This window comes from Aminivibrio pyruvatiphilus (genome assembly GCF_004366815.1).
Taxonomy (GTDB): Bacteria; Synergistota; Synergistia; order Synergistales; family Aminobacteriaceae; genus Aminivibrio; species Aminivibrio pyruvatiphilus.
Map to the genome: position 1 here is coordinate 121,160 of NZ_SORI01000004.1, position 22,828 is coordinate 143,987.

Annotated in this window: 10 protein-coding genes; 2 read left to right on the forward strand and 8 right to left on the reverse strand. The window is 47.3% G+C overall.

Going from position 1 to position 22,828, the window contains the following annotated elements; all coding sequences use genetic code 11:
• The first annotated feature begins 117 nt into the window (after positions 1–117).
• Positions 118–633, forward strand: a complete 516-nt coding sequence (locus tag C8D99_RS04755) for a hypothetical protein (RefSeq protein ID WP_133956938.1) — start codon at positions 118–120, stop codon at positions 631–633.
• Between the two features lie 465 nt (positions 634–1,098).
• The gene (locus C8D99_RS04760; protein ID WP_133956940.1) at positions 1,099–1,446 is read left to right on the forward strand and encodes a hypothetical protein; all 348 of its coding nucleotides are present in this window, start codon (positions 1,099–1,101) and stop codon (positions 1,444–1,446) included.
• A gap of 387 nt (positions 1,447–1,833) precedes the next feature.
• On the opposite strand, the gene C8D99_RS04765 is transcribed toward C8D99_RS04760, so the two are convergent.
• The 8 genes from C8D99_RS04765 to rpoC form a co-directional block, all read right to left on the reverse strand.
• A complete protein-coding gene (locus C8D99_RS04765) occupies positions 1,834–2,973 on the reverse strand; it encodes a cysteine desulfurase family protein (RefSeq protein WP_133956941.1) in 1,140 nt (379 codons plus the stop codon).
• Positions 2,974–2,985: 12 nt separating this feature from the next.
• Complete coding sequence (gene brxL, locus C8D99_RS04770; protein ID WP_274542665.1) at positions 2,986–4,455, reverse strand: BREX system Lon protease-like protein BrxL; 1,470 nt, start codon at positions 4,453–4,455, stop codon at positions 2,986–2,988.
• A gap of 237 nt (positions 4,456–4,692) precedes the next feature.
• A complete protein-coding gene (gene pglZ / locus C8D99_RS04775; RefSeq protein WP_166670004.1) occupies positions 4,693–7,068 on the reverse strand; it encodes a BREX-4 system phosphatase PglZ in 2,376 nt (791 codons plus the stop codon).
• A 20-nt stretch (positions 7,069–7,088) separates the two neighbouring features.
• Positions 7,089–11,279 (reverse strand): hypothetical protein, encoded by a 4,191-nt coding sequence (locus tag C8D99_RS04780; RefSeq protein ID WP_133956945.1) that lies wholly within the window; start codon positions 11,277–11,279, stop codon positions 7,089–7,091.
• Positions 11,280–11,291: 12 nt separating this feature from the next.
• Positions 11,292–13,637, reverse strand: coding sequence for a phosphoadenosine phosphosulfate reductase domain-containing protein (locus C8D99_RS04785; protein WP_133956947.1), 2,346 nt, complete (start codon positions 13,635–13,637; stop codon positions 11,292–11,294).
• 10 nt (positions 13,638–13,647) lie between these two features.
• Entirely contained in the window at positions 13,648–14,274 is a 627-nt protein-coding gene (locus C8D99_RS04790) for a hypothetical protein (RefSeq protein WP_208321082.1), read from the reverse strand.
• 60 nt (positions 14,275–14,334) lie between these two features.
• Positions 14,335–16,518 (reverse strand): hypothetical protein, encoded by a 2,184-nt coding sequence (locus C8D99_RS04795; protein ID WP_133956951.1) that lies wholly within the window; start codon positions 16,516–16,518, stop codon positions 14,335–14,337.
• 327 nt (positions 16,519–16,845) lie between these two features.
• Positions 16,846–22,617: a DNA-directed RNA polymerase subunit beta' gene (gene rpoC / locus C8D99_RS04800; RefSeq protein ID WP_133956953.1), complete on the reverse strand. Its 5,772-nt coding sequence runs from the start codon at positions 22,615–22,617 to the stop codon at positions 16,846–16,848.
• Positions 22,618–22,828: the final 211 nt, after the last annotated feature.

The window sequence follows — 22,828 nt, forward strand, 5'->3', positions numbered from 1 at the left end:
TTATTTAGGAAAAAATAATTTGGGCAGAAGATTCATTGAATAAAACTAATACAAGTCATACGAAAAGCTATTTTTCATACCTTAATAGTATCAATAAACTAAAGGGGGTATTAGAAAATGAAAAAAATAGCAATTTGTCTTTTGTTAGTATTTATCATAGGTCTATCTGCTCCAAAGTTGGCTTTTTCTACTGATTCAAGCCCCGTCACAACCAATAATTCAGTACGAACTATTACTCTTGAAGATGTAATTAAGTTTATAAGAATAGCTAAGGAAACAGCTAAATTAGTCGAAGAATATGGCCCACCAATCTATAATAAAGGCAAAGCAATCACTGGAAGTGTTTATGAAAAGACAAAAGAAGTTGCTGGAAGTGCTTATGATAAGACAAAAGAAATTGCGGGATATACATATGACAAGACGAAAGAATTTGCTGGAGATGCCTATGATATAACAAAAGAAATGGCAGGTTACACATATAATAAGACGAAAGAATTAGTTGGAGCTACTTATAATATAACAAAAGATGTTGCAGGGTATACATATGATAAAACAGCGGAATATACAGAGAAGGCATATGATAAAACAGCGGACGCTTGTAAATCAGTTGTTGATTGGTTATTTGGTGATTAAATAAAAGCTGAATATTACGTTCCGTGGGCCGCTTTTCTCCATTTGCGGACCCATCTGTGTCGTTTTCCTTGAACCTTGAACCTCAAAAAAATCCAAATTTCACTATACTTTAAATCACTCATCTCAAACGGTTTCTATTATGACACCGAGGGCTTTCGATTTGCCGAGTGAAGCGCAGATGGATTCAGGTTTTTCGCCATTGCGAAAACGTTGAACGGCCAGAATTCTCTGCTGCTCATCCTTATTTTTAACGGGTTCCACCTCGGTAATATTAGGATACTCATGAAGATGAGGCGAAATCAAAACTATCGCAAGAAAAACTTTTGTAAACGATGTCCTGGCACAAAAATCAGTCTACGATGTCTTGGCATTCAACAGCTAACCAATTAGTAGAAAGAACTAACACCAATTTACGTAGATAGATACACTTCAATAGCCTCAACAATTTAAAGGAGGTGTGTAAAAATGAAAAAAGTGGCAATTTGTATTGTGTTTGTTTTTCTTTTGCTTATTCCAGTTTCCTCAGAATCATTTGATTTTGGTAACAAAAATGATACCGAAAGCACTGGTTCATTAACGAATACTTTAAAAGATGAGGCTTTAAAAGCATTGATGCAAATTCTTGTAAATAAGGCATTTGAAAATGCTCCAGCAATCTACGAAAAAAGCAAGGAAATAGCAGTAGACGCATATGATAAAACGGTCGAATATGGAGCAAAAGCATATGACGAGACTGCGGAATATGTTGAAAGTGCATATGATAAGACAGCGAATGCTTGTAAGTCTGTTGTTGATTGGCTATTTAGCGATTAAATAAAACTTTCGGTAGGTTTTAATATTTTGGTAGTGTCAAGATTCTTTCGCACATTTTTTTCTCAGACCCAAGATTTACAGTCCCCCGGAAGGGGGACTTTTCTCTCCATCATACGATCAGAGGGAGATGTATGAGAAACCTCTGAACAAGAACTGGACCAGCGTCCAACAGTTGAACAATGAAGAAATTCCGGCCTAACACCCCCAGGTTCCTTTGGGAAACCATGAACTATTGCGGGAAAGTGGGTGTCCCTTTACAACGGGGAAATGGATGTTCCTCGACATTTGTAAAAATTGACTACCTCCTGAGATAAATTCCGTCTTTCTACGTTAATTCGATCTTACAGGAGTTCGCCGTTGTCGGCTCCGTGAAGGTGCGCCAGTACCTCAGTTTGAACCGTGTTTTCCACCTCGGCAAACTGAAATGATTGCTTCGGCAATTTTGTCCGCATCTTGTTCGGTATTTTCTTTTCCAAAAGAAATCCTGATTGTACCCTTTGCATATGAAGCCGGAATGGCAACGGCTTTTATCACATGAGAGATTTCGTTTTCAGAGGCGTTACAGGCTGAGCCGGTAGAAATGCATACTCCCTTCAAATCTAGGCGATGAAGCAACCGCTCACCATCTTCGTTCTTAATCGAGATACTGATATGTCCAGGCAGCCTTTTTGAGGAGCCATTCAGCAAATAATCAATACCTGATGAAGCGAGCCGACGCAAAAAAATGGATGCGATTTTTTCCAGGTGGCTTGTATTCTCATCCATCATGGACACATTGTTTTTCAGTGCAACCGCCATTCCAACAATAGCGGCTATGTTTTCTGTCCCTGCGCGCAGTTTTCTCTCCTGTGCGCCTCCTGAAGAGTAGGATTGAATCTCTATTCCATCCCTGATATAGAGGAAACCGACTCCCTTGGGACCATTGAACTTGTGAGCCGAAGCAGATAACAAATCGACTCCCAGATTGCAGACATTAACCGGAATATGACCAACAGCTTGTACAGCGTCGGTATGGAATAGAGCTCCGTAATCGTGAGCAATCCTCGCTAAAGGAGCAATATCTTGCAAAGAACCGATTTCATTGTTCGCTAATATTAAAGAAACCAGAGCTGTTTTATCGGAGATCGACCTCTTGAGAATATCCATAGATACCGATCCGGTCCGGTCGACGGGGAGATAAACAATTTCCATCCCTATTTTTTCTAAGAATTCGCACGAATGCAAGATAGCGTGATGCTCCACTGCTGATGTAATAATACGTTTTTTTTCATTTTTCCGTGCGAACGAAACACCTTTTAGCGCCCAGTTGTTGCTTTCCGTCCCACCCGAAGTAAAAAAAACCTCCTCGTCTTTTGCACCGATGCATTCAGCGATAGCTGCACGAGCATCACGAAGGGCCTGACGAGGGACTCGGGAAAAAGAGTATGCGCTCGATGCATTCCCATACTCATCATTAAGAAAAGGTACCATGGCCTGATATGCTTGATTATCGAGGCGGGTCGTCGCAGCATTATCAGCATAAATCAAAGCAGCACACCCTCATTCATCATACTGAATATCCGGTATGTCTCGTTTACCGGAAACATCATATTCTTTGGGATCCACGATGCAAAGCTGCGTTCGGATTATCTGCCGCATAGACTTCGCAGGTTCCAGGCAGTATTTCACGAACTCTTCTTTCGAAATATCGCTTTTCTTTCCCACGTGTGGGAAGAGCAATTTTAGAAAAGCCGTACAAAGCCTTTTAATGGCCGTTAAATCCCTCTTGTCTGCCTTTCTTGGTACCGAAATGCACTGATCTACGACTGCCGAATACACAAGTTCATTTCGTAATGCGTGCAATACCTCGGCAAAATATTCCGTGTTTAGTGCCCAGCCATGAGCGATAATATCCTGATTAAGTCTTGGGATTTTCCAGCCGGGAATAAAACCGTGAAATCGATCAAGAGTTGCTGATTCTTGAAAAATGGGATTGATTTCTGCCACCATGTTTTTGTTTACGTCAAATCGTTCCGCATCGATATTTCCTAACACGATAACGCCTGCATTTGCTACCACTTGAGCATCAAAACCCTTTATTTCTCCGAACTCCATATAATGTTTAAGGGCAGCCTGTATTTGACTGGGCTGATCGAACTTGATCGACTGGCTTTCATCAAACCCGACATAATCAAATCGAGACAAAAGGCCGCTCATTTTTTTTTGATTGTCATATACCAGGGCCGCTCTGGATACCGTACCGCCTGAAACCAGCCAGCCGCGCTTGCTGATCTTTTCGTATACGTAACTTTTCCCAGTACCCTTAGGAGCTAACTCGATCAAATTAATACGGTTTTCTACAAAAGGAAGCAAACGCTGTAGGAAAAAAAGTTTCTTGGACTCGCTCGGGGCTCCTGTAACATCGTCAACATAACCTTTTGGATTGTAATCCACTGCGGATAAAAGAACATCAATCCATTCCTGAATTGAAAACTCTTTGCGAGCTTTCCGATAATAATCCAAATCAACAGTATACGGGCAAAAGGGCTTATAATTGACAAGTCGTATGCATCCCTTGGGTGGCTTCTTCGAATAATCCAAGTTCCACATGAAATCGAGCACACCCCAGTTTTCATTTTCACGCAACAAAACATCTTGCCACTCCTTGACGACGTCGCTCTCAACGACGCCGCTCGCACCAGTTCGAGACCCGCCGAAATCAGGCAGTTCAAAAACAGTCTTTCCGTCCTTTATATCCACCATCACCCGTATGCGCGCTAGAAAACGAACCTTTTCTCCATTTACCATTGCATATTTGAATTGTTCGAAATCCTCACGACCAGGGATATATTTTTTTATATACCGGAGAACGCTATCGAAATCGATAACTCCGGATTCATCAGAAAACTTCATAACAAGCCAGTCTCTCATATACGAAGGAAGGCTTAAATTCGAAAAGAATTCCGTTTTTTTGGGATCTTTTAGCACGATCATTTCAGAGAAGATACTTTTTATCTTATCTTCCAGCAAGAGAGATGCACCTCGATTTCGACAATATCATAAAAACAAAGAACAACCCTGCTCTTTGAATTCTTGTATCTTTATCTTCAAATCCCCTTCCGGACACCCGATATATTCAGCCAGGCAAGAAACGCAAAACATATCTCCTGGCAAATCCCCGACAAGCTTGCAAGACAATGCAACTTCGTCTTTGCCCAATTTTTTTTCGCATTCAGAGCACTTACGTTTTATTTTTGAAGACATAAATTACTCCCCTAACACATCATCCTCAGCGATTCCTCTTGTTCCCACTTCAAAACTACAGTTTTCTTCAAGCATTTTCCCGTCTGCTTCAAAACGTAAAAGATGCTTTCCTTGCTTCATTTCCGAGAAATGAATTTGCCACTCTCGTCCGCTTTCGACAGGACTGCAGTCAGCGCGCTTTTCTCCGGAAAAGGCAGATAGAACAGAAATCTTCTTTGAAAACTTTACCCGCAAAGAAACTGAATCTTTTTCACGATAAACAAACGTTGCCAAAAGAGTTGGCTTAGGGGCAAGGGGGACTTTCCTCCTGAGGACAACGACAGGTACGAGTATTTCTTCTGGGGTAGCGCCGCCATGAACCTCGCCAACACTTTCATGGTCATTGTCACTTTTCCCCGCAGCATTGCCGGACTGTGTAAAGTGCTCATGATTCTTGAACACAATGAAATTCTTTCCGTCCCGCTCAATGTGGGACATTTCTGGAAGGATTTCTTTCGAGAGCGGAGCCTCTGAGGATTCGCAGTAGCGTCCATATCCTTTAACAGCCATATCTGCGTGTGGTGTGAAGCCGGGAAGCTTATGAAAAGCAAGTGCCGCTAACCGACTTGTTCCGTGATCTGCACTAATCAGCACATAATCATGTTCCCTAAGACTATTAAGGGCAATATCTGCCACTTTTTCTATCTGATCCAGCTGATGGGCTACACAGGAAAAATAATTATTATCGTCGGGGACGCCAGAATGCGCCAGCTTATCTAAGGCATCCAGCTTCTTAAAAGGTGCGTCAATTTCTGTCCATTGCTGATTATAGGATGTTTCCGTCGGCGCACGGGCACAAACAGGTCTTGCTTCAACAGAAAAGTCATTGCCTTTATTTCTTAGGCATGAAAGTAATAACGACAACCATTCGACACCCATGGCATCAATCCAGAGAAAAAAGGAATCAAATTTCTCATATTTCTTCAGTACTGAGTAACGTTTCTCAAAACACTCCAAATCAATGGTCCTAACCATTTCGGATGCTTCCAGAGGCAGCACATTCATTAGTTTGTGTTTCCTGTACCAATGAAGATACGTCGATAACTCAGACGACAGACATTTATCGGAGGCGGTCATATAGTCCCAGAATAATGGGTAGCGTTCACGAAGAGGTGATGCAACCGCCTCGAAGTCTATTCCCTTTTTCAAGTATTTGTTGATCGTTTGTATCGCATACGTTTTTTCAGCATGTGTTTTGTAGGAGAGCAAGGATAGTCGTGTTTCCAGTGAGGATACCTTTTCTAATTGAGAAAAAAAGTATTCGTCCTTTTCTTCAATTTTTAAAGCAGAAACGGCTTTTGCCCTCTCTTCGATCCATTCGCTCTTCTCGATGCAGTCGAAAATGGAATACAATATTGAATCAAGGATGCCCTCTGGACTTTTTGCACGTTTTACCGCATATCCGCAGTAGTTTTCGGACGGATTGAACCTATACCAAAGCCAAATCAGCCAGCGTTTATAGGGTGACAGAATTTCCCATCGTGAAAGAAGTGAGATCGGCTCAAAAACAAGCACATTCAAGCTTTTTTTTATGATTTCGGCCAAAGATTTTCCATAATGAAGATCTTGCGACAAGGAAGTCCATTCTTCGGCCGTTCCCCATTCACGTCTCAAAGTGCCGCCATCATCCAGGGAGGCAGTGATATAGTCAAAAACATCAGAAATGATCTTTATATTAATTAAAGATGATGATATTTGCTCCGTATTCCTCCAGAGATTTGTAACGAGCCTGCAGCTTTTTCTCTGGCCGTTTATCATGCCTGACCATTTATAAAACCATGTCTGAACACCCTGCATGATATCGGTTCCACAAAGAGCCTCTCCAAATTCCTGGGAATAAACATTCAAGGAAAAAGGCTCGAGGGAATGATCAGAATGAACTCGGCTTGAGGGAAGGCTCAGCTCCCAAATGCAATCCCTCTGGCGTTCATCATCGTAAGGAATTACTCTATCCCATAAATCCCGGCAACATGGCAAAGGGATGATAACTCTCGTCCTGGATGAGGCAGCCTGCTGGCTATACCAGAGGGACGGGATATTCGCTTTTTGTGGTTGGACCTCACGTGCAATGGTCAGACGTAAATATTCTCCGAGAGAAAGAAGCAAAATATGTTTTTCCCGATGCTCTTCTATCTTTTTGAAAATTTTACTGAAATTTGGGAGCACATCCGGCGCAGAGCAGAAATCGGCCAACTCCAGCGTCACGTCGCAAGCATTTTCAAGAGCGGTCTCCAACTCTTTGTATTGTGACCAATCATCGACAAAAATAAGCCGTACCGGAAATCGGGATTCTACCTTTTTTTCATCCGCGAGCCGCTGAAGAATCTCTTGCAGCGTCACATGCGCTCCCTCCCTGCTTGCTATTCTACAAAGTAATAGCCGAGTTCTGGATGTTCATCCAAAAGAGCCGATAATTTATTTTTAAGCGTGTTCTCGCTCATTGAAGCAATCTTTTCCTGGACATCCTGCAAATACTGCATTTTCAGCTCCTTTTTTCTAAATTCACTCAAAATATTCGTGATCTCGGGAGCTTTTAGAGCCCATCCGTATGCATCGACTCCCAATTGATTTCGAATATCTGCAAGAAGACGATCCCGGTTTATTGAGAAAAGGTCTTTAAATTCTGAACCTACCTTGGCAAAAAAACGATTTTGAACATACTCCGGATTCTGCAGATAGGAGATGGCCGTGTTCTTGAAAAATGAAAGCGTTTTTTTCAGCACTCCCCCGTCGACAGGTTGTATTTCCTGAATCGATTTCAAAATCCTGAAATGCTCAAGATCATTTTCAGGAACAACCCACTGAATCGGCGTGGCATATTTTTTGCACCACTCCGAAATCGATTCAGTTCCGGAAATCTCTTTCCAGATTGACAGTAATTCCTCTTTATTGCGTGATATTTCTATCTTGCCCAACTGTCTGTCGATCGTATCGGAAAAATGAGCTTCGGGGCTATCGTAGGGAACAGGCTTCAAGCTGGAAATAATCTCCTCCAGCTCTTTCTCCTGACATGAGATTCCCCTCTTCCTTAAGTATTCCTCCAGCATTAATTTGGAAGAAGTAACAAATTGCCATGCAGCTTTCGAATGAGTTTTCAAGACCTGAAGAATACCAGGTCTTTGATCTGATGGCGGAAGGAAAATGCCCTTGCTGATTTTGGACAATAAACGCAAAGCTTCTGTCCAATCTTTCTCGAATGTCTCGATCACGATACCAGGGACTATCATTGAACGGAAATAGTTCGATAGCTGCTCACCAATCAGGGAAATACTTCTGCAAGAAGTACCCATCGCCGAATTCACTACGAAAACCAGTTCATATTCCCAACATAGTTCATCGAGTTTTGTTTTTACATCTTCCTCAGACCAGGTATACACGGCACTTTGAAGCACCTGTTTGATGCGTGAGATAAGATCGCCCGAAGAAACGTCCATCTGCTCCATCAAAACGCGCAGCGGAGGTGAAGCTTCGGCTACAAAAAACCTGAAAGCCTCAGAAAGTTTCTTTTTGTCAGCGAAAGCCTCAGTCATATTCTTGCGCAGAGGTCCCATTCCATTAAACAAAGCGACGGTATTTTCCATTATTTCGGTAGAACTTTCAGCCCCGTTTATGAACGCTCCTATGTTTTCGACTATCTCGCAGGCCTTTTTCTTTGCTTCGACACTACCGAAGCTCTCCTCTCGGAGGTATTTCATCACCCAGAAGGGAAGTCCTGTTGTCACGAGTTTTTCGCGCATGTACTTTCGAGCCTGCTCCTCGCTGACCACATCAGCGTCCGTAAGGGCAAAAATACACTGAATATACTCTTTAAAATTCTGCCATGCCTTCGAACCACATGAAAGCGTATTGCCGATCATCTGCCCTTTGCAAATCTTCAAAATCATCGAAGCCATGGTCTGTTCGGTCAAAATATGGGTATTATTTGTCTCATCAATCCAGTAAAACTGTCCATTCACATAGAACCTCAACACCGCCCCAAGAATGCCTGCACAGGCCAAAGAGTTAAAATAACCGAAAGGCTCTTTCTGGAGGTCACTCCACATCTGGTCTAGATGAACCCGCGTACCTTTGGAAAGCGTATCGTTAATATAACGGGACAGCTGGGAAACAGTTCGAGCTACGACATTGCTCCCTTCGTATCTCACAAGCTCATCTATAGATGCTGCTTCATAGACCTTAGCCGTTTGTAAGGGTTGGAGAATATTGTTTAATTGTGAACTGGTAGCTTTGCCGGAAATTCCGCTCAAGGCCGCACTTTCAGTAGCTCCCTTAAAAGCGGTTGAGGTACTAACGATACGCTCAGGTGCGGCCGAAAAAATGCGGAATATGACACCATCTTTCAGCTGTCGTGAAAGATCATCTTTTCCCCATGCAGAGAAGACCCTATCTTTATAAAAAGCGGTAATTTTATTGCTTACAGCAGACTGTACCCACGCGAGCAGCATTTGCTCCGCTTCATTTTCATATTTGTCCGCGCTCCCCTTTTTCCCCTCTTCGGCAGCCAGCTCTTTATGCGTTATTTTTTCATGCCACCGGTTCAGAAAATCATCGGTCAGCGGCTCTTTTAAAACGCATGTAACAAGATGATTGGTTTCATCTTCTGCAGCCATGCTTTTTAGCTTGTCGTGAAGAGTTTGATATTCGCTGGATTCTTTCAGAACAATCACAAGAACTCCGACAGCATATGGTGATTTTTTTAACTCATCCAGCAAATCCGCATGACGACGATTGATAGAGTTCGTCTCCGAAGAGCAGGCGCAGACGGTAACTCTTCTGCTTGTTGCGTCATCGTCAGCCCAAATACGTCCTTCTAGGGCATCTGCAATTTCACCCTTCTTTTTGAAAAGTTCATACCGTGTATATTTCCTTTGAATCTGCTCCAATCGGATGGAGAAAACATCGGCATTTCCACTGTATGGTAGTTCCAGGCGCACGTCTCCGCTGGAGCTTTTGTCGAGACGAAGCAACCCGTTCTCCTGAAAGAGTTCGAGATATTTGTCCAAATCTTCTTTCGTAAGCTGACCGCTAAAACAGAGATACAGGCATTTTTGGGTAGGTGAAACCCTGCCGTTGTTCAACCTGCTGTAAAGATGCGTTGTCCTGGTGGTGGACATGACTGCTATCAAGAGCATAATCGCTTTAAAAACATGTTGGCCTGTCTCATTTCCCGCATAATCTCTCTTCTCTATATAGTGCTGATAACACTTTCGGGCATCCGAACTGAGGTCTTTCACGTCACTATCCCGTGTAAAGAAATAGTCCCAGAGGAAATCGGGAGTCAACCATCTCCAATCATCCGGGCCATATTTATTGATAAAGTGGATGAACCCCACGTTTTCGTCCGCCTCGCTGAGATCTTTCATGAATCGAAAAAGTGTTCTCTGTGAAGCCCCGAAATTCTGCGCCACTATAGCAAGCATTGAAAGCGTCATTGGATGCAACGGGCATAACTGGGAAAGCCGGTCTTGTTTCCTTTCCATCTCCAAATTATCGAATTCATGAACATCGTTTTTTAAGCTTTGCATCAGTTTTGCCTTGATTTCTTTCCACTGTTCCTCCATTCCGGGACGAATCCAGATGGAATTGCCTATAAGATCGTAAGCTGCACTTTCACTGATATGAAACTCAAGTTCGTGATAACGGTGCATTATACGCTGATACGTTTGCTCTCCCATATTCTCTACCCAGCCCGGATCACGGTGCACTATCAGACACATATAAAACGGCTGTTGTTTGCAGTACTCGGATAAACGCTGCAAGACGTTGTCATCTCCGCAGTCTCGAAGAAAACCTGTAAACTCGTCCCAAATGAAAACAATTCCGGTATCCGTTAGTTTGTTCCCGGCGATTATGTCCTTTAGCCATTCCTGGAACTGATCCACGCTGTTGAAGAGCCCCCAGCCCTTCTCCTTGATGATCATAGCCACTCTGTCGGTTGCTTTTAAATCGTTCCCCATGATCTCTGATTTAAGCTCTTCGAGAGAGCCGAATTCCTCAAAGAGACCGAATTCCTGGTCATGGAAAACATGCTCCCAGTTGATAGACCGGTCATTCAACTTGTCCTTCACTGAACGGACCAGGGAACTGCTCCCGTAATAAACCTTCTCCCCAAACTTCTGGCGCAGTTTTTCGCAAATAGCGGCCTCCATCTCCATCATAAGATGAACGCCGTTTTTTATGCCCGTGCATCCACTCTTCCAGACAACAAGAAACTCTCCTCTTTCTCGTATGGAGACAAACTTGTTACGGTAAGGCAAAAGAATTTCTTTTGAAAGAAAGGGCTTAATATCTTCTATAGGGTCTTCAAAGAGGTGTTTGAGCACTATAGCCGCATAGCTTTTTCCGGTACCGTAGGCACCGTGAATCCAGAACGATCGCCGGGCATCCTTCGTCTCTTCTTTAATCGACTGGCAAATCTTGTCCAAAGCGATCTTCATATCCTCATGGACAATATATTCCTGCCAAAGATTTGGATTGCGTTCCTCGGCATCCAGATCGACAACTGATTCATAGTAAGGACTCAGTTCAATGTACGAACTGTACTTCGGCATCTCCATACACCTCTATTCGATAGCGAGATCTATGATATCCAGCGATGATACCTCCGTGGACAGCCTTACGTTGTCAAGGTCTGCCACAAATGAAACCCGGATAAACTTCTCGAAATGAAGAGCCAATTCCTGCAAGATTTCTTTGAAAGCAGCGGGGTTTATAGCGAATATGGAAACGGGATCCATTCCTGCGCTTTCATCGCTTGACCTGGCCTGCTCGAGCTGGGCCAGGGAAAAAGCATGCCGACCGGTCTTTTCGGCCCAAAGATACAGGGCGTACAGAACAGCAAGAGCATCCGGCGTTTCCCACCCCTGCTTAATGAACTTGTAACTGTTTCCGATAGCAATGGGAATACCCTGCTTGAGAACGCTGCCTACCGGGCTGTGGCGCAGGGTTTCCAGCAGAGAGGTGATTGCGTTGTCCCGCGTCGAATGTGAATAGTCGTCCCCGAGCATAGATACCAAGTCACCTTTTTCATAGGTCTCTCCTGCAGGGACCTTGAGCATGTACCACCGAATAATCGTTGAAGCATAGGCCAGATTCGACCAAATCACGGCCCACGTCAGCGGGTTGTAAGCTCCTAAAGTTTTGAGTCTCTCGAAAAGAGGCGTAGGGTTTCCGGATTTCTCTCCCTTATTTGCTGGAGTAATCAATCCGCTTTCTTTTAGCCAGACTTTTAGTGCGTCGTATTGTCGATTCCCAAGGTGTCCCGTCGAAAAACAGTCGCTTCCAAGTTCGAAGTAGTGCTCCAGCCAGATTCTTCGAAACCCAAATGTCTGATATCGGTTCATTCCTTTCAAATTCATCCCGTTGCCCCCCAATGTCGTCGAAAGGGATTTCGCCACAAGACACCCTTTCCCTCCGGTGAATACAATGCAATTCCCGCAGTGTACGCACCGATCCTCCCGAACGAAGATACGGCCGCTATCTAAAATGGTGAATGCCCCTGTAGGGCACTGCACGACGCAAGCCTTGCAGCCGATGCAGTATGCAACCTTGTTCGCAACACCTCTTAAATAGCTTAGAATGTAACGATCCATTTGCTTGTACGGAGCATATTTCACGGTAAACGCATCGGAATTATCTACCGTGAAAGAAAATTCCCTTCGCTGAATTAACTGAACACCTCTGTTACCAGAGACCTCAATTATTGGACCTAAAAGAGGAGCAACATCAAACCAATTTTGTTTTGGAGAGGTAGTGAATTGAAATATCAAATTGTCATTTATAATATTTTCTAATACCCTATTGCCCCCATTGGGTAAATTACGTCCACCCATACGAGTTCGCCAACCATTAGATTCAATATATAATTGCCTTCTATTGGCATTAACACCTTGATTCTCAGCATATCGCTCTACTTTCCCCAATAGCGTTTTAACTTCATTGTGAAATAAGGAATTACTAAGGCTATCACGCCATTTTGAGGACAATGGGCAAACAGTACACCCTACTCGATTAAATCCCAAATAATAAAGATGATTTAATAAGATATTGTTTTTCAATAAATATACAAAGGCTTCGGCCGAATTCCACTTTAAAATTGGACTGCAATTCACTTGGCTAATATTCTTCGCCCCAACGCTGACATCACCGTATTGTGACCGCGCCGCACTTTCTTCCGCACGCACACCGTCAAAGACAACGGCCTTCACATTGTAGTCTCCTGTTATCTCACGAAGTTTCAGAAGCGTGGGCACCGACTTATGAACTGCACAACACCAACGCATGCGCCTTCCAGGAGGCCCGAACTCGTCCCATGTCCTTTCGGGCGTCATATGTGATGCCGCCTCGTAAAACCTTAGATTGCTCCAATGTTTCTTTGCCCTCTCAATTGCATCTATGGTACCTTGTAGTTCCATTCCGGTATTACTGAAAATAACCTGAAAACAGTCGGGAGGGAGAGCCTTGTCCACCAAATCCAGAACTAAAAGTGAATCCTTCCCCCCGCTGAAAGCCACCACAAAGGAATATCCTTGACCGCTGAACTCTTCATATTGTCTGCGTATAAAAAAAACGGCTTTTTGTTCCAGGCCCTTAATGAGCCCCTCGTTTACACTCCATAGAAGGTCCAAATCTATCGCCTTCAAGCAAAGATCCTTTTTAAAAACTTCAATTCGCGGCTTGGTGTAGAACCCCCCGCCTTTTGCCTCAGCGACACATTCTCCATTCAGGATATATCGCCTGATTCCTTCCGCCCACAAAAGAGGGGCGGTTGTATCAGGATAGTTCCAGTATTCTTGCATACCGAAGAAATCAAGCTCTTCTTTGAAAACTGGCCGAATTTCTTTCTCAAGTTTACTCGTTACAGATAATTTAAAAATTCCATACTGACTGGTCCATTCATAGCCGTACATAAAACAACCCCTATCCAAGCGTTTTAAGAATCTGTTCGCACTGAGAGCGGGAACGCCACGGACGATACTGATGCAACACCTGATGGCAGTTCGGACAAACCGTTATAAAATCTTTTCCCGAGAAACGCATTTCAGGTCTCATGTCTTGCGGTAGGACGAGAAGATGAGGATCAAGGAACCGAGCAGTTTCCCTGAGGTGAAAAGCTGTTTGTGGATTCAAACCACATATCGAACAGCTATTGCAAGTTTTGGAAAAGCGAAAACCATGACGATTCTCTAAGAAGCTATGTAAATTGAATAGAATAACCCCCTCAGGAAACTCAACGGTCGAGGGGAAATAAGAAAAACCTATAGATTTAACGAAATCAGAATTTCTTTTAATAGATTGAGCAATTTCTGAGATTAATATTTTATTCTTGCCAATCTCATTATATACCGTATAGAATATTTCGCCTACATGAATTGGTTTCTTCTTTTTCTGCAACCCCCATTCAAAAGTAAGAAGTTGTCTCCGTACACCTGAAGGATTCCTAAAGGTCTCATCCCGCTCAGAAAGCGGAATGAGAGGAAGACTATTCAGTAGTTTGCTCAACTCGATAATCGCTTCATTCTCCACGGAAAAGTTCTTTGTATCCATGGAAAAAAGGACGTCCAATCCCAAAATGACTTCGTCTCGCGTCCAAGGAGGGTTCATTGTTTATACTCCTGCGTTCAGGAGGACTGTTCTCATGTCCTTGGACCAGGCAAATCGGAAATCGTCCAGTGCCTTGTGCATGCTGCCGACAAGTTCGTTTCCCTCCAACACCCCGTTTTGCTTCAAGAATTGGCGCAAATCTTCAGCACTGACACGTTTGCGGGGCTCCCGTCGTTCTTGAAGCAAAGCTGAAACAACATCGGCAAAGGTCGCTATTTCGGATTGCAAAGGAACGAGTGCGGCGTGCAGAGTATCTGTTCTCTGTCCAGAAAGGGCGGGTATAGAACGATATCCGATATCCTGATGGAATCGGAGAACCTCTTGGAGCAAAAGCGCAGTCCATTCAAGGCGAAATGGCAGTTCAGGAAGGCTCGAGTACCATTCCTTCCTAATGTCGCGAAGAATGATAAACTTGTTGCCATCGAAAATCCTTGAAAGGCACCCGGAAATATGCTTTATCCACTGTTCATTTATTTGTAGGAACTCGTCAAGCAAGTAATGATTTCTATCATACTGTAAAAAAGTGCCTTCTCTCCCGATACCCATTACAGTTTGCTTAAAATTCGGTACATTGAAGCCAAGGCGCTTTAAAAACTCGTCGCACTCTTCACCGGAAACGATATTTTTCGCCATACGAGCGAAATGGATTGCAAGGCCTTTCATTGTCTTCGGATAACTCGGTTCTTTATACCAGATATGGGTCCCATTGGAAAAGACAAAAGAATGGCCACGATATTGCTCTTTTGAAAAAAAATGCTTTGCCAGCAAGTATACAGATACTATGTCATCAAAGCCGTTATCGTTCAAGGGAATCATTAACTCCACTCGAACTGCATTGTATAAGAGACGCGCTGAAACATATCCGTCGAAACGCTCGAAAAGCCGCTCAAGAATTCGGTGCAACCCGTCTGCAATCTTGTCCGCGTCTACAATTGCAGAACGATGGACATACTTCTCTCTTCCAATCTCTACGATTAGAATTTCAGAAGCGATTAATTCCGATGCGACCGCCCGTGTGCATTGCAGATTAGAACAAATTTCTTGCAGAGAAGCCCCCTGAACACCATAGCCCTTAATAAAATCCAAAATATGTTCCGAAAGGTGATATGATGCAGTTGTATCGTTCAAGATATCATCCCGATTCCTTGAAAGAGAAACCTCCGAATTGGATGAACATGTACGCATCCCCAACGAAAACTTTGGGCGCACGTAGATTTGCACTTCCTGGATGGGAATGCCTGTATGAAGACAAATGCTCTGCGCGCTGCGGACAACATTACGGACATCGGGATCAGCGTTCACGAAGAAACCATCAGCAAATTCCTTTGAAAAACGGAAAGCGTTTTTGTTTCGGGAAATTAAGGGGCACTCTCCTCGAACAATAGGAGTGTCAGCAAGTTTTCCGATACGTTCCGGGCTTTTTTGGATTGCTGCACTGCATACACAAAGCAGGACATCAGACCAAGATTCGACCGGGAAAGACCTGTTGCTTACCACAGAGCGGACAGGGGCAACCTCACTCAAAATCTCTTCGGAGGCGAGATCCATCACCACAAGACCAGCATTTTTCTGTACGAACGCATCTTTTGGGGCCAAGATAAACTGCACTTCTTTTGAAGAAGGTTCGTTTGGGAAACGCTTTTTAATGCTGTTTAAAATTTCTAGGCGCTCTTTCAAAGGGTAGATATTTTTTCTATTCATGTATTGCAAGATGGAAATATTCCTTATTTGTTCCAGAGTCGTAATTCCATCTATTTTAAAAGCATCGAGAAGGGGACGGTATTTATCTTCCTGCAGCAGAGTCTCTAGAGACTGAGACACCATTTTCTCCCTGCATTCCGCTGTTGAAAGAGAATCTGCTGAAAGAGTTCCCCTTTTAGCACTATCATACCTCGATTCAAGTTCGCTTCCTTCCTCCGAGCAAAACTTTTCATACAGCCGTAAAGCATCAATAATCGCAAACTGCTCTAAAGTGGGCATTGACCTGAATTCGGGGGATGAGATCACTTCTCTAACTTTATTTTTCATCAAAGAAGGCGACAGATGGATAAAATCAAATTCAATCTTCATAAAACGAGGAATTGAATAGAGATGCTTCATCACTTGGTTAGGATCGGACAGTTTTTTACTGAAAAGCCATTTTTTAAAGCGTGATTCATTAGTATTTGCTGAAACGCCAAGTGACATAAGATCCACCTCATTATTCAGAGAAATACAAATTAGATCAAAGACGTGAACATACCACCATCACATAAAAGATGTTTCAAATTAGTACACTCGGACCCTTTGAATAAGAAAAAGAAGAATCGAGAGCATCTCTTTTATAGTATTGAAAACTCGACCTGCATATTTTTAATAAACCTAAAAATCTCCATTTATCAGCCTGCATAGATAGATTCCATAAATATTTTCATCTTTCTATACTGCTCTAACCCTATTTGTTGAAGATAATTTACTGCTGTTTTTCAGTAGAAGCAACCTATCCTTATTTTTTACAGCTTTTCTCTGGGATTACTAGCTCTGTTTTATAAAAAACGAGCGGTTTCCGTTTTTTCGACCCATACTCAAATATCCTATGATTTCCAGATCAGCAGCATACACTTCTGATTTTTGAGAGAAGAAAAATGGTGTTTCACCTTGCCCCTTCCTTGATCGATCTCCTTGAGTCCGCACATTTCCATGGAGCATAAGCCAGCCAAGCAACATGACTACAAAAAACAGGATTATGAGAGTGACACGTTTCAGAATTTTCACATTCGCTTTCTTTCTTGTTTCATCGTCCCGAGCAGTTTCGTCTCCGTTTCCTTCAGAGAAAACATGGTCTGGAGGCGTGGAAACCAACTGGACCCTTTCATCAGAATCTTCTCCACCAGGTCTGAATGCCGGGCGATCATGCTGGGCATGCTCTTGAAAGCTGTTGCTGTCATCCTTATTTTCATCCATTTTCTCTTGCAATCCAGTCTCTGGTGCCGGCCTTTTCGATTCTGCGGCATAATAAAAATGAGCTTCTTCATCGGCAATATTATGCTTTTCTCCTAAAGTCACTTCTATTTCCTTATGTTGACTGCCATAAGGCATGGGAACTATCTCATCGTATTTCTCCTCATCAGAAAAATGTTGATAAGGGTTAACATCGCTTCCAGAAACTGGATAGCCTGCTTTTTTGTTTTCAAAACTTGCTTTGGGCATATCTTGATAATATTCCTCGGTAAAAGAAATTGGGGAGTTCTCTGGATTTTTTTTCTCTTCAGGTCTTCTTAGTATTGGAGTCATCTGAATCATCTTGATGTTTTGGAAAAACTCCACTCCCGCTCCGGCGGCTTTTTCGGCCAGCGCCCTGGCCTGGCCGACCCTGATGGCCCGGAATCTTTCAACTCCCGTTCCGGCGGGGATGAGGTGACCGATGATCACGTTCTCCTTCAGGCCCTCGAGGGGATCGATTTCCCCCTTGACCGCCGCCCCGGCCAGGACCTGGGCCGTCTGCTGGAAGGACGCCGCGCTGAGGAAGCTGTCCGTGGCGAGGGCCGCCTTGGTGATGCCGTGAACAAAGGGCTTCACCTTCGGCCCCTCCCGGAGTTTCCGGACGAAGGTCACCCGCTGGATGATCTTCTTTTCGTCCTTCCGGGGAGCGCCAATGGGACGGACCACCACTTCCAGGAGATCCGGACAGTCGGCGAGGGCGTCGATCACGGCCTGGTTCACTTCGGTGCCGGCTTCAGCCAGGACATGTCCTTTCCTGTCGGTCACTGATTCGAGCAATACCTTGCCGTAGATCTTGGCCGACAGGAGATCCCTGAGAAAACGGTCTCTCGAGAAAATGGAGCCGTCTATCTCTATGGCGGAAACGGAACCGTCGAGAATTCCTTTAATGATGGAAGCATCCACCAGCTGCGGAATGTCCGCAATGGCATCCCCGTCCCGGTCGATGGCCTGGGTCAGGGGCTTGCCCCACTTGTCCTTGAGGCTCTCCTCGAGCTTGTCGGGTATGTTGACCCGCTCCACCGTATGCCACAGGACGATGGACGGGACATTGAGCTCCCTGCACCGGGCGGCGTCCTTCGCCGTGAAGACCCTGTCGGCCTTCGCGATGAGTTCGTCGTCCACGATGATGTTTTCAGCGAGATAAACGCCGTCGGCGAGCTTTTCAAGAATCTCGCCGTCACGGACGAGCAGGGGCGTCGGGTCGTCGGCGGTGATGATGCCGAGCTGCCCGAGGGTCAGGTGGGTCCCGGCGGAAATTTCCTTGCCGTCGGAGGAGGTGAAGGGAGTGATGAGGTCCATGCCCTCCATCTGCTTCCTGAAAGCGGCCTCGCCCACGATGAGGGTGACGGGAACGCCTTCCTCGTCGTCCACCACCACGGAGGAGATCATCATGCCGGGCCTGAGTATGGTCCGGATGGCTTCCTCGTCCAGGGGGACACCGATATACCTGGTCACCGCTTCGTTGAGCTTCTGGGAAGCCACGTCCCGGAGGATCCGGCCCGAGAAGATCCGGACCGCTTCGGTGATGTTGTCCTCGTTTTCCTTTACTATCTGGGCCATCTCGGCGTCGATGTCGTCGGTCCACACGAGGTCGCCGGCCACGAAGGAGGTGTCTCCCTCCTCGGTGATCTTGACCCGGTTCACCGGCGCCACTTTCCGCAGGATGACCTCGATGTGCTTGTTGTTGATGGACACGCCCTGGGATCGGTAGACTTCCTGGATCTCGTCCACGAGGGCCCGCTGAACGGCCTCGATCCCCTCCACCTCGAGCATCTGCTGGGGGTCCACGTTGCCCTCGGTGATCTTGTCGCTCTTCCTGACCTCATCCCCTTCCTTGATCAGAAGGTTCTGGCTGATGGGGATGTTGTAGGTAGTCTTTTCCTCGCTCTCGCCGTTTCCGGAGGTGATGATGACCTTCCGCTTGCCTTCCATGACCCGGACTTCGGAAACCCTGCCGTCCACGCCGGCGAGGTAGGCCACTTTCTTTGGACGGCGGACTTCAAAGAGCTGCTCGATCCGGGGAAGACCCTGGGTGATGTCCTCACCGGTAAGACGGACACCGCCCGTATGGAAGGTCCGCATGGTGAGCTGGGTTCCCGGCTCGCCGATGGACTGGGCGGCAACGACGCCCACCGCCTCGCCCATGGGGACTTCCTTCCTGGTGGCCAGGTCCATGCCGTAGCACACCTGGCACACGCCGTGCCGGAGGCCGCAGGTCAGGGGGCTCCGGACCCACACGGATTCGATTCCCGCCTTTTCTATCTTTTCCGCCGTCTCGACGGAGATGCATTCACCCTTCGACGCTATCACGGTGCCGGTCGCGGGGTCGGCGATGTCGTCCAGGGCGGTGCGGCCGTAGATCCTCTCCGAAAGGGGGATCATGACCTTCCCGTCCTGCTTCAGGGGCTCGATGCAGATGCCGTGGTCCGTGCCGCAGTCATGGTCCGTGATGATGAGATCCTGGGCCACGTCCACGAGCCGCCTGGTGAGGTATCCCGACTTGGCCGTCCGGAGGGCGGTATCGGCAATTACCCTCCTGGTAGTAGCAGCTACAATAAAGTACTCAAACATGTTCATCCCCTCGCGGAAGTTCGCCGTGATGGGATAGTCGATGATCCGTCCCGACGGGTCGGACATGAGGCCCCGGATGCCGGCCATCTGGCCCATCTGGCTCCGGCTTCCCCTGGCGCCGCTGTCGCTCATCATGCGGATGGGGTTGACCCGATCCATGTGGTCCACGATGCTGTCGGCTATGGACCTTGATTTCTCCGACCAGAGGCTTTCCTTCTGGAAAAGATATTCGTCCTGGGTGAGGATGCTCATGTTGTACTCGGACTTGAGCTCCTCATCCTCTTCCATGGCCTGCCTCGTGAGTTCCATCTTCTCCGGCGGGATGATGATGGACTGCACGCCGAAGCTGATGCCGCTCCGGGTGGCCCACCGGTAGCCCAGCATCTTGATGTCGTCGAGCATCTTCACCATGGCCACCCGGTTCACCATGTCGTAGGCCCGGTCGAGGATGGCGCCGAGGTCCTTCTTTCCGAGCTGTCGGTTGACGAACCGCAGTCCCTCGGGAAGGATGCTGTTGAAGATGACCCGGCCGGGGGAGGTGATGATCCAGTTCCCTTCCCCTCCCCACTCGGGGCTGTTTTTCAGCTTGACCCGGCCGTCCACCTTCACCGCGCCGTGGTTGAACGCCACGAGCACGTCGTCAAGGTCGGTGAAATGGGGCAATTCTTCCCCTGCCGTTTCGTCCTTCATGTCCGTCAGGTAGTAGATGCCCAGGACGATGTCCTGGGTGGGCGTCATGACGGGGCGGCCGCTCGCCGGGGAGAGCAGGTTGTTCGCCGAGAGCATGAGCAGCCTCGCCTCCGCCTGGGCCTCGATGGACAGGGGCACATGAACGGCCATCTGGTCTCCGTCGAAGTCGGCGTTGAAGGCGGTGCATACCATGGGGTGCAGGCGGATGGCCTTGCCCTCCATGAGCACGGGTTCGAAGGCCTGGATGCCGAGCCTGTGGAGCGTGGGGGCCCGGTTCAGCATGACGGGGTGGTCCTTGATGATCTCTTCGAGGATGCCCCAGATCTCTTCCCGGCCACGCTCGATGATACGCTTGGCGCTCTTCACGTTGGGGGCGAGGCCCCGCTCCACGAGCTGGCGGATGACGAAGGGCTTGAAAAGCTCGAGGGCCATCTGCTTCGGCAGGCCGCACTGGTAGATCTTGAGCTGGGGGCCGATGACGATGACCGAGCGGCCGGAATAGTCGACCCGCTTTCCGAGGGGGTTCTGCCGGAAGCGCCCCTTCTTGCCCCGGAGCAGGTCGGTGAGGCTCTTGAGGGGCCGGTTTCCGGCGCCCAGCACGGCCTTGCCCATGCGGCCGTTGTCGATGAGGGCGTCAACGGCTTCCTGGAGCATGCGCTTTTCGTTGCGGATGATGATCTCCGGAGCCTTGAGATCCTGAAAAATCATAAGCCGATTGTTCCGGTTGATGACCCTCCGGTACAGGTCGTTGAAGTCCGACGTGGCGAACCGGCCGCCATCGAGCTGCACCATGGGGCGCAGGTCGGGCGGGATGACCGGCAGCACTTCGAGGATCATGGACTTGGCCGCGGATTTGCTCTTCCGGAAGTCCTCCGCCACCTGGAGGCGCTTGATGAGCTTCCGTTTCTTCTGGCCGGTGCTTTCGGAGACTTCTTCCCGGAGGGCCGCGCCGAGCTGGTCGAGATCGATCTGCTCCAGCAGGGCCTGGACGCCCTCGGCTCCGATGCCCGCCCGGAATTTCTTGTCGTAGGCGGCGCAGAGGTCATACTCCCTCTCGAGGATGATGTCGGCGGGAGCGTAGGGGGAGATGCCCTCCTCGATGACAACGTAGCAGGGGTCCTCCACGGTGATGACTTCCTGCTGGGCGGTGAACCTCCCGGGGAATTTCTGGCTGTAGAGCCGGAACTCGCTCTCGGAGAGGACGTCGCCCTTTGCAAAGGGAAGGTGGACGGCGGCGATGACCACGAAGGCCTCCTGGTTTCCGGCCATGGCCCGTTCGATTTCAAAGGTGTCGCCGTGGCGCTTCCGGTGACGCTCAACTTCAGACGCTGATACCACGGCACCTACAGCGCAGGAAGGGTCATCGGGAATGGTGACGAAGGTGAAGGCGGTCTCCACCTTGAAGCTCTCGTCGCCGTACTCCGTCTTGAACCGGGAGACCTGCCCCGCGGAGAGAAGGTCGTCCTCGTTCACGGGGACGTCGTCCACGGTGACGATGCGGAAGGCTTCCTCGGCCTTGAACTTGGGATCGTAGTGGCTGTGGATGCGGACCTCGCTCTCGGAGAGCACGTCGTTCTTCCGGGCAAGGTCGATCCGCCGTCCCTCAATGACCACCTTGTAGGCGGCCTCCCGCCGGCGGGTGGGGGCGAAGTAGACCACATTCACCAGGTCCTTGATGGTGCAGCCCAGCAGCAGGCTGAGCCTGCTCGGGATGCCCTGGAGGTACCAGACGTGCACCACCGGCGCGGCAAGCTCGATATGGCCCATGCGCTCCCGGCGGACCCGGTTGTCGGTGACTTCCACGCCGCAGCGGTCGCAGATGATCCCCTTGAACTTGGGGCTGCTGCGCTTGTATTTTCCGCAGGCGCACTCATAGCTCTTGATGGGGCCGAAGATGCGCTCGCAGAAGAGTCCGTCCTTTTCAGGCCGGAGGGTCCGGTAATTGATGGTCTCGGGCTTCTTCACCTCTCCGCTGGAGAGTTCCCGTATTCTTTCCGGGCTTGCGAGCTTGACCCGCACCCCGAGTATTTCCCTTCGGGCCAACGGTCTTCATCCCCTATTTTTGTAGGTTCAACATACTCAACAAGAGCTCCTCCAAATTCCACATCTTCGCTTTAAAAATAAGGACTCAAATTTTCGGAGAGTATTCAAGCTATTGCATTGGATCGCTCGAGCAATATCACGAGCGGGATTCGATGGTTACCGTACAACGAGAATGTTCTGTCGGTCATTAACCCTCCGAAAAATAATGTAT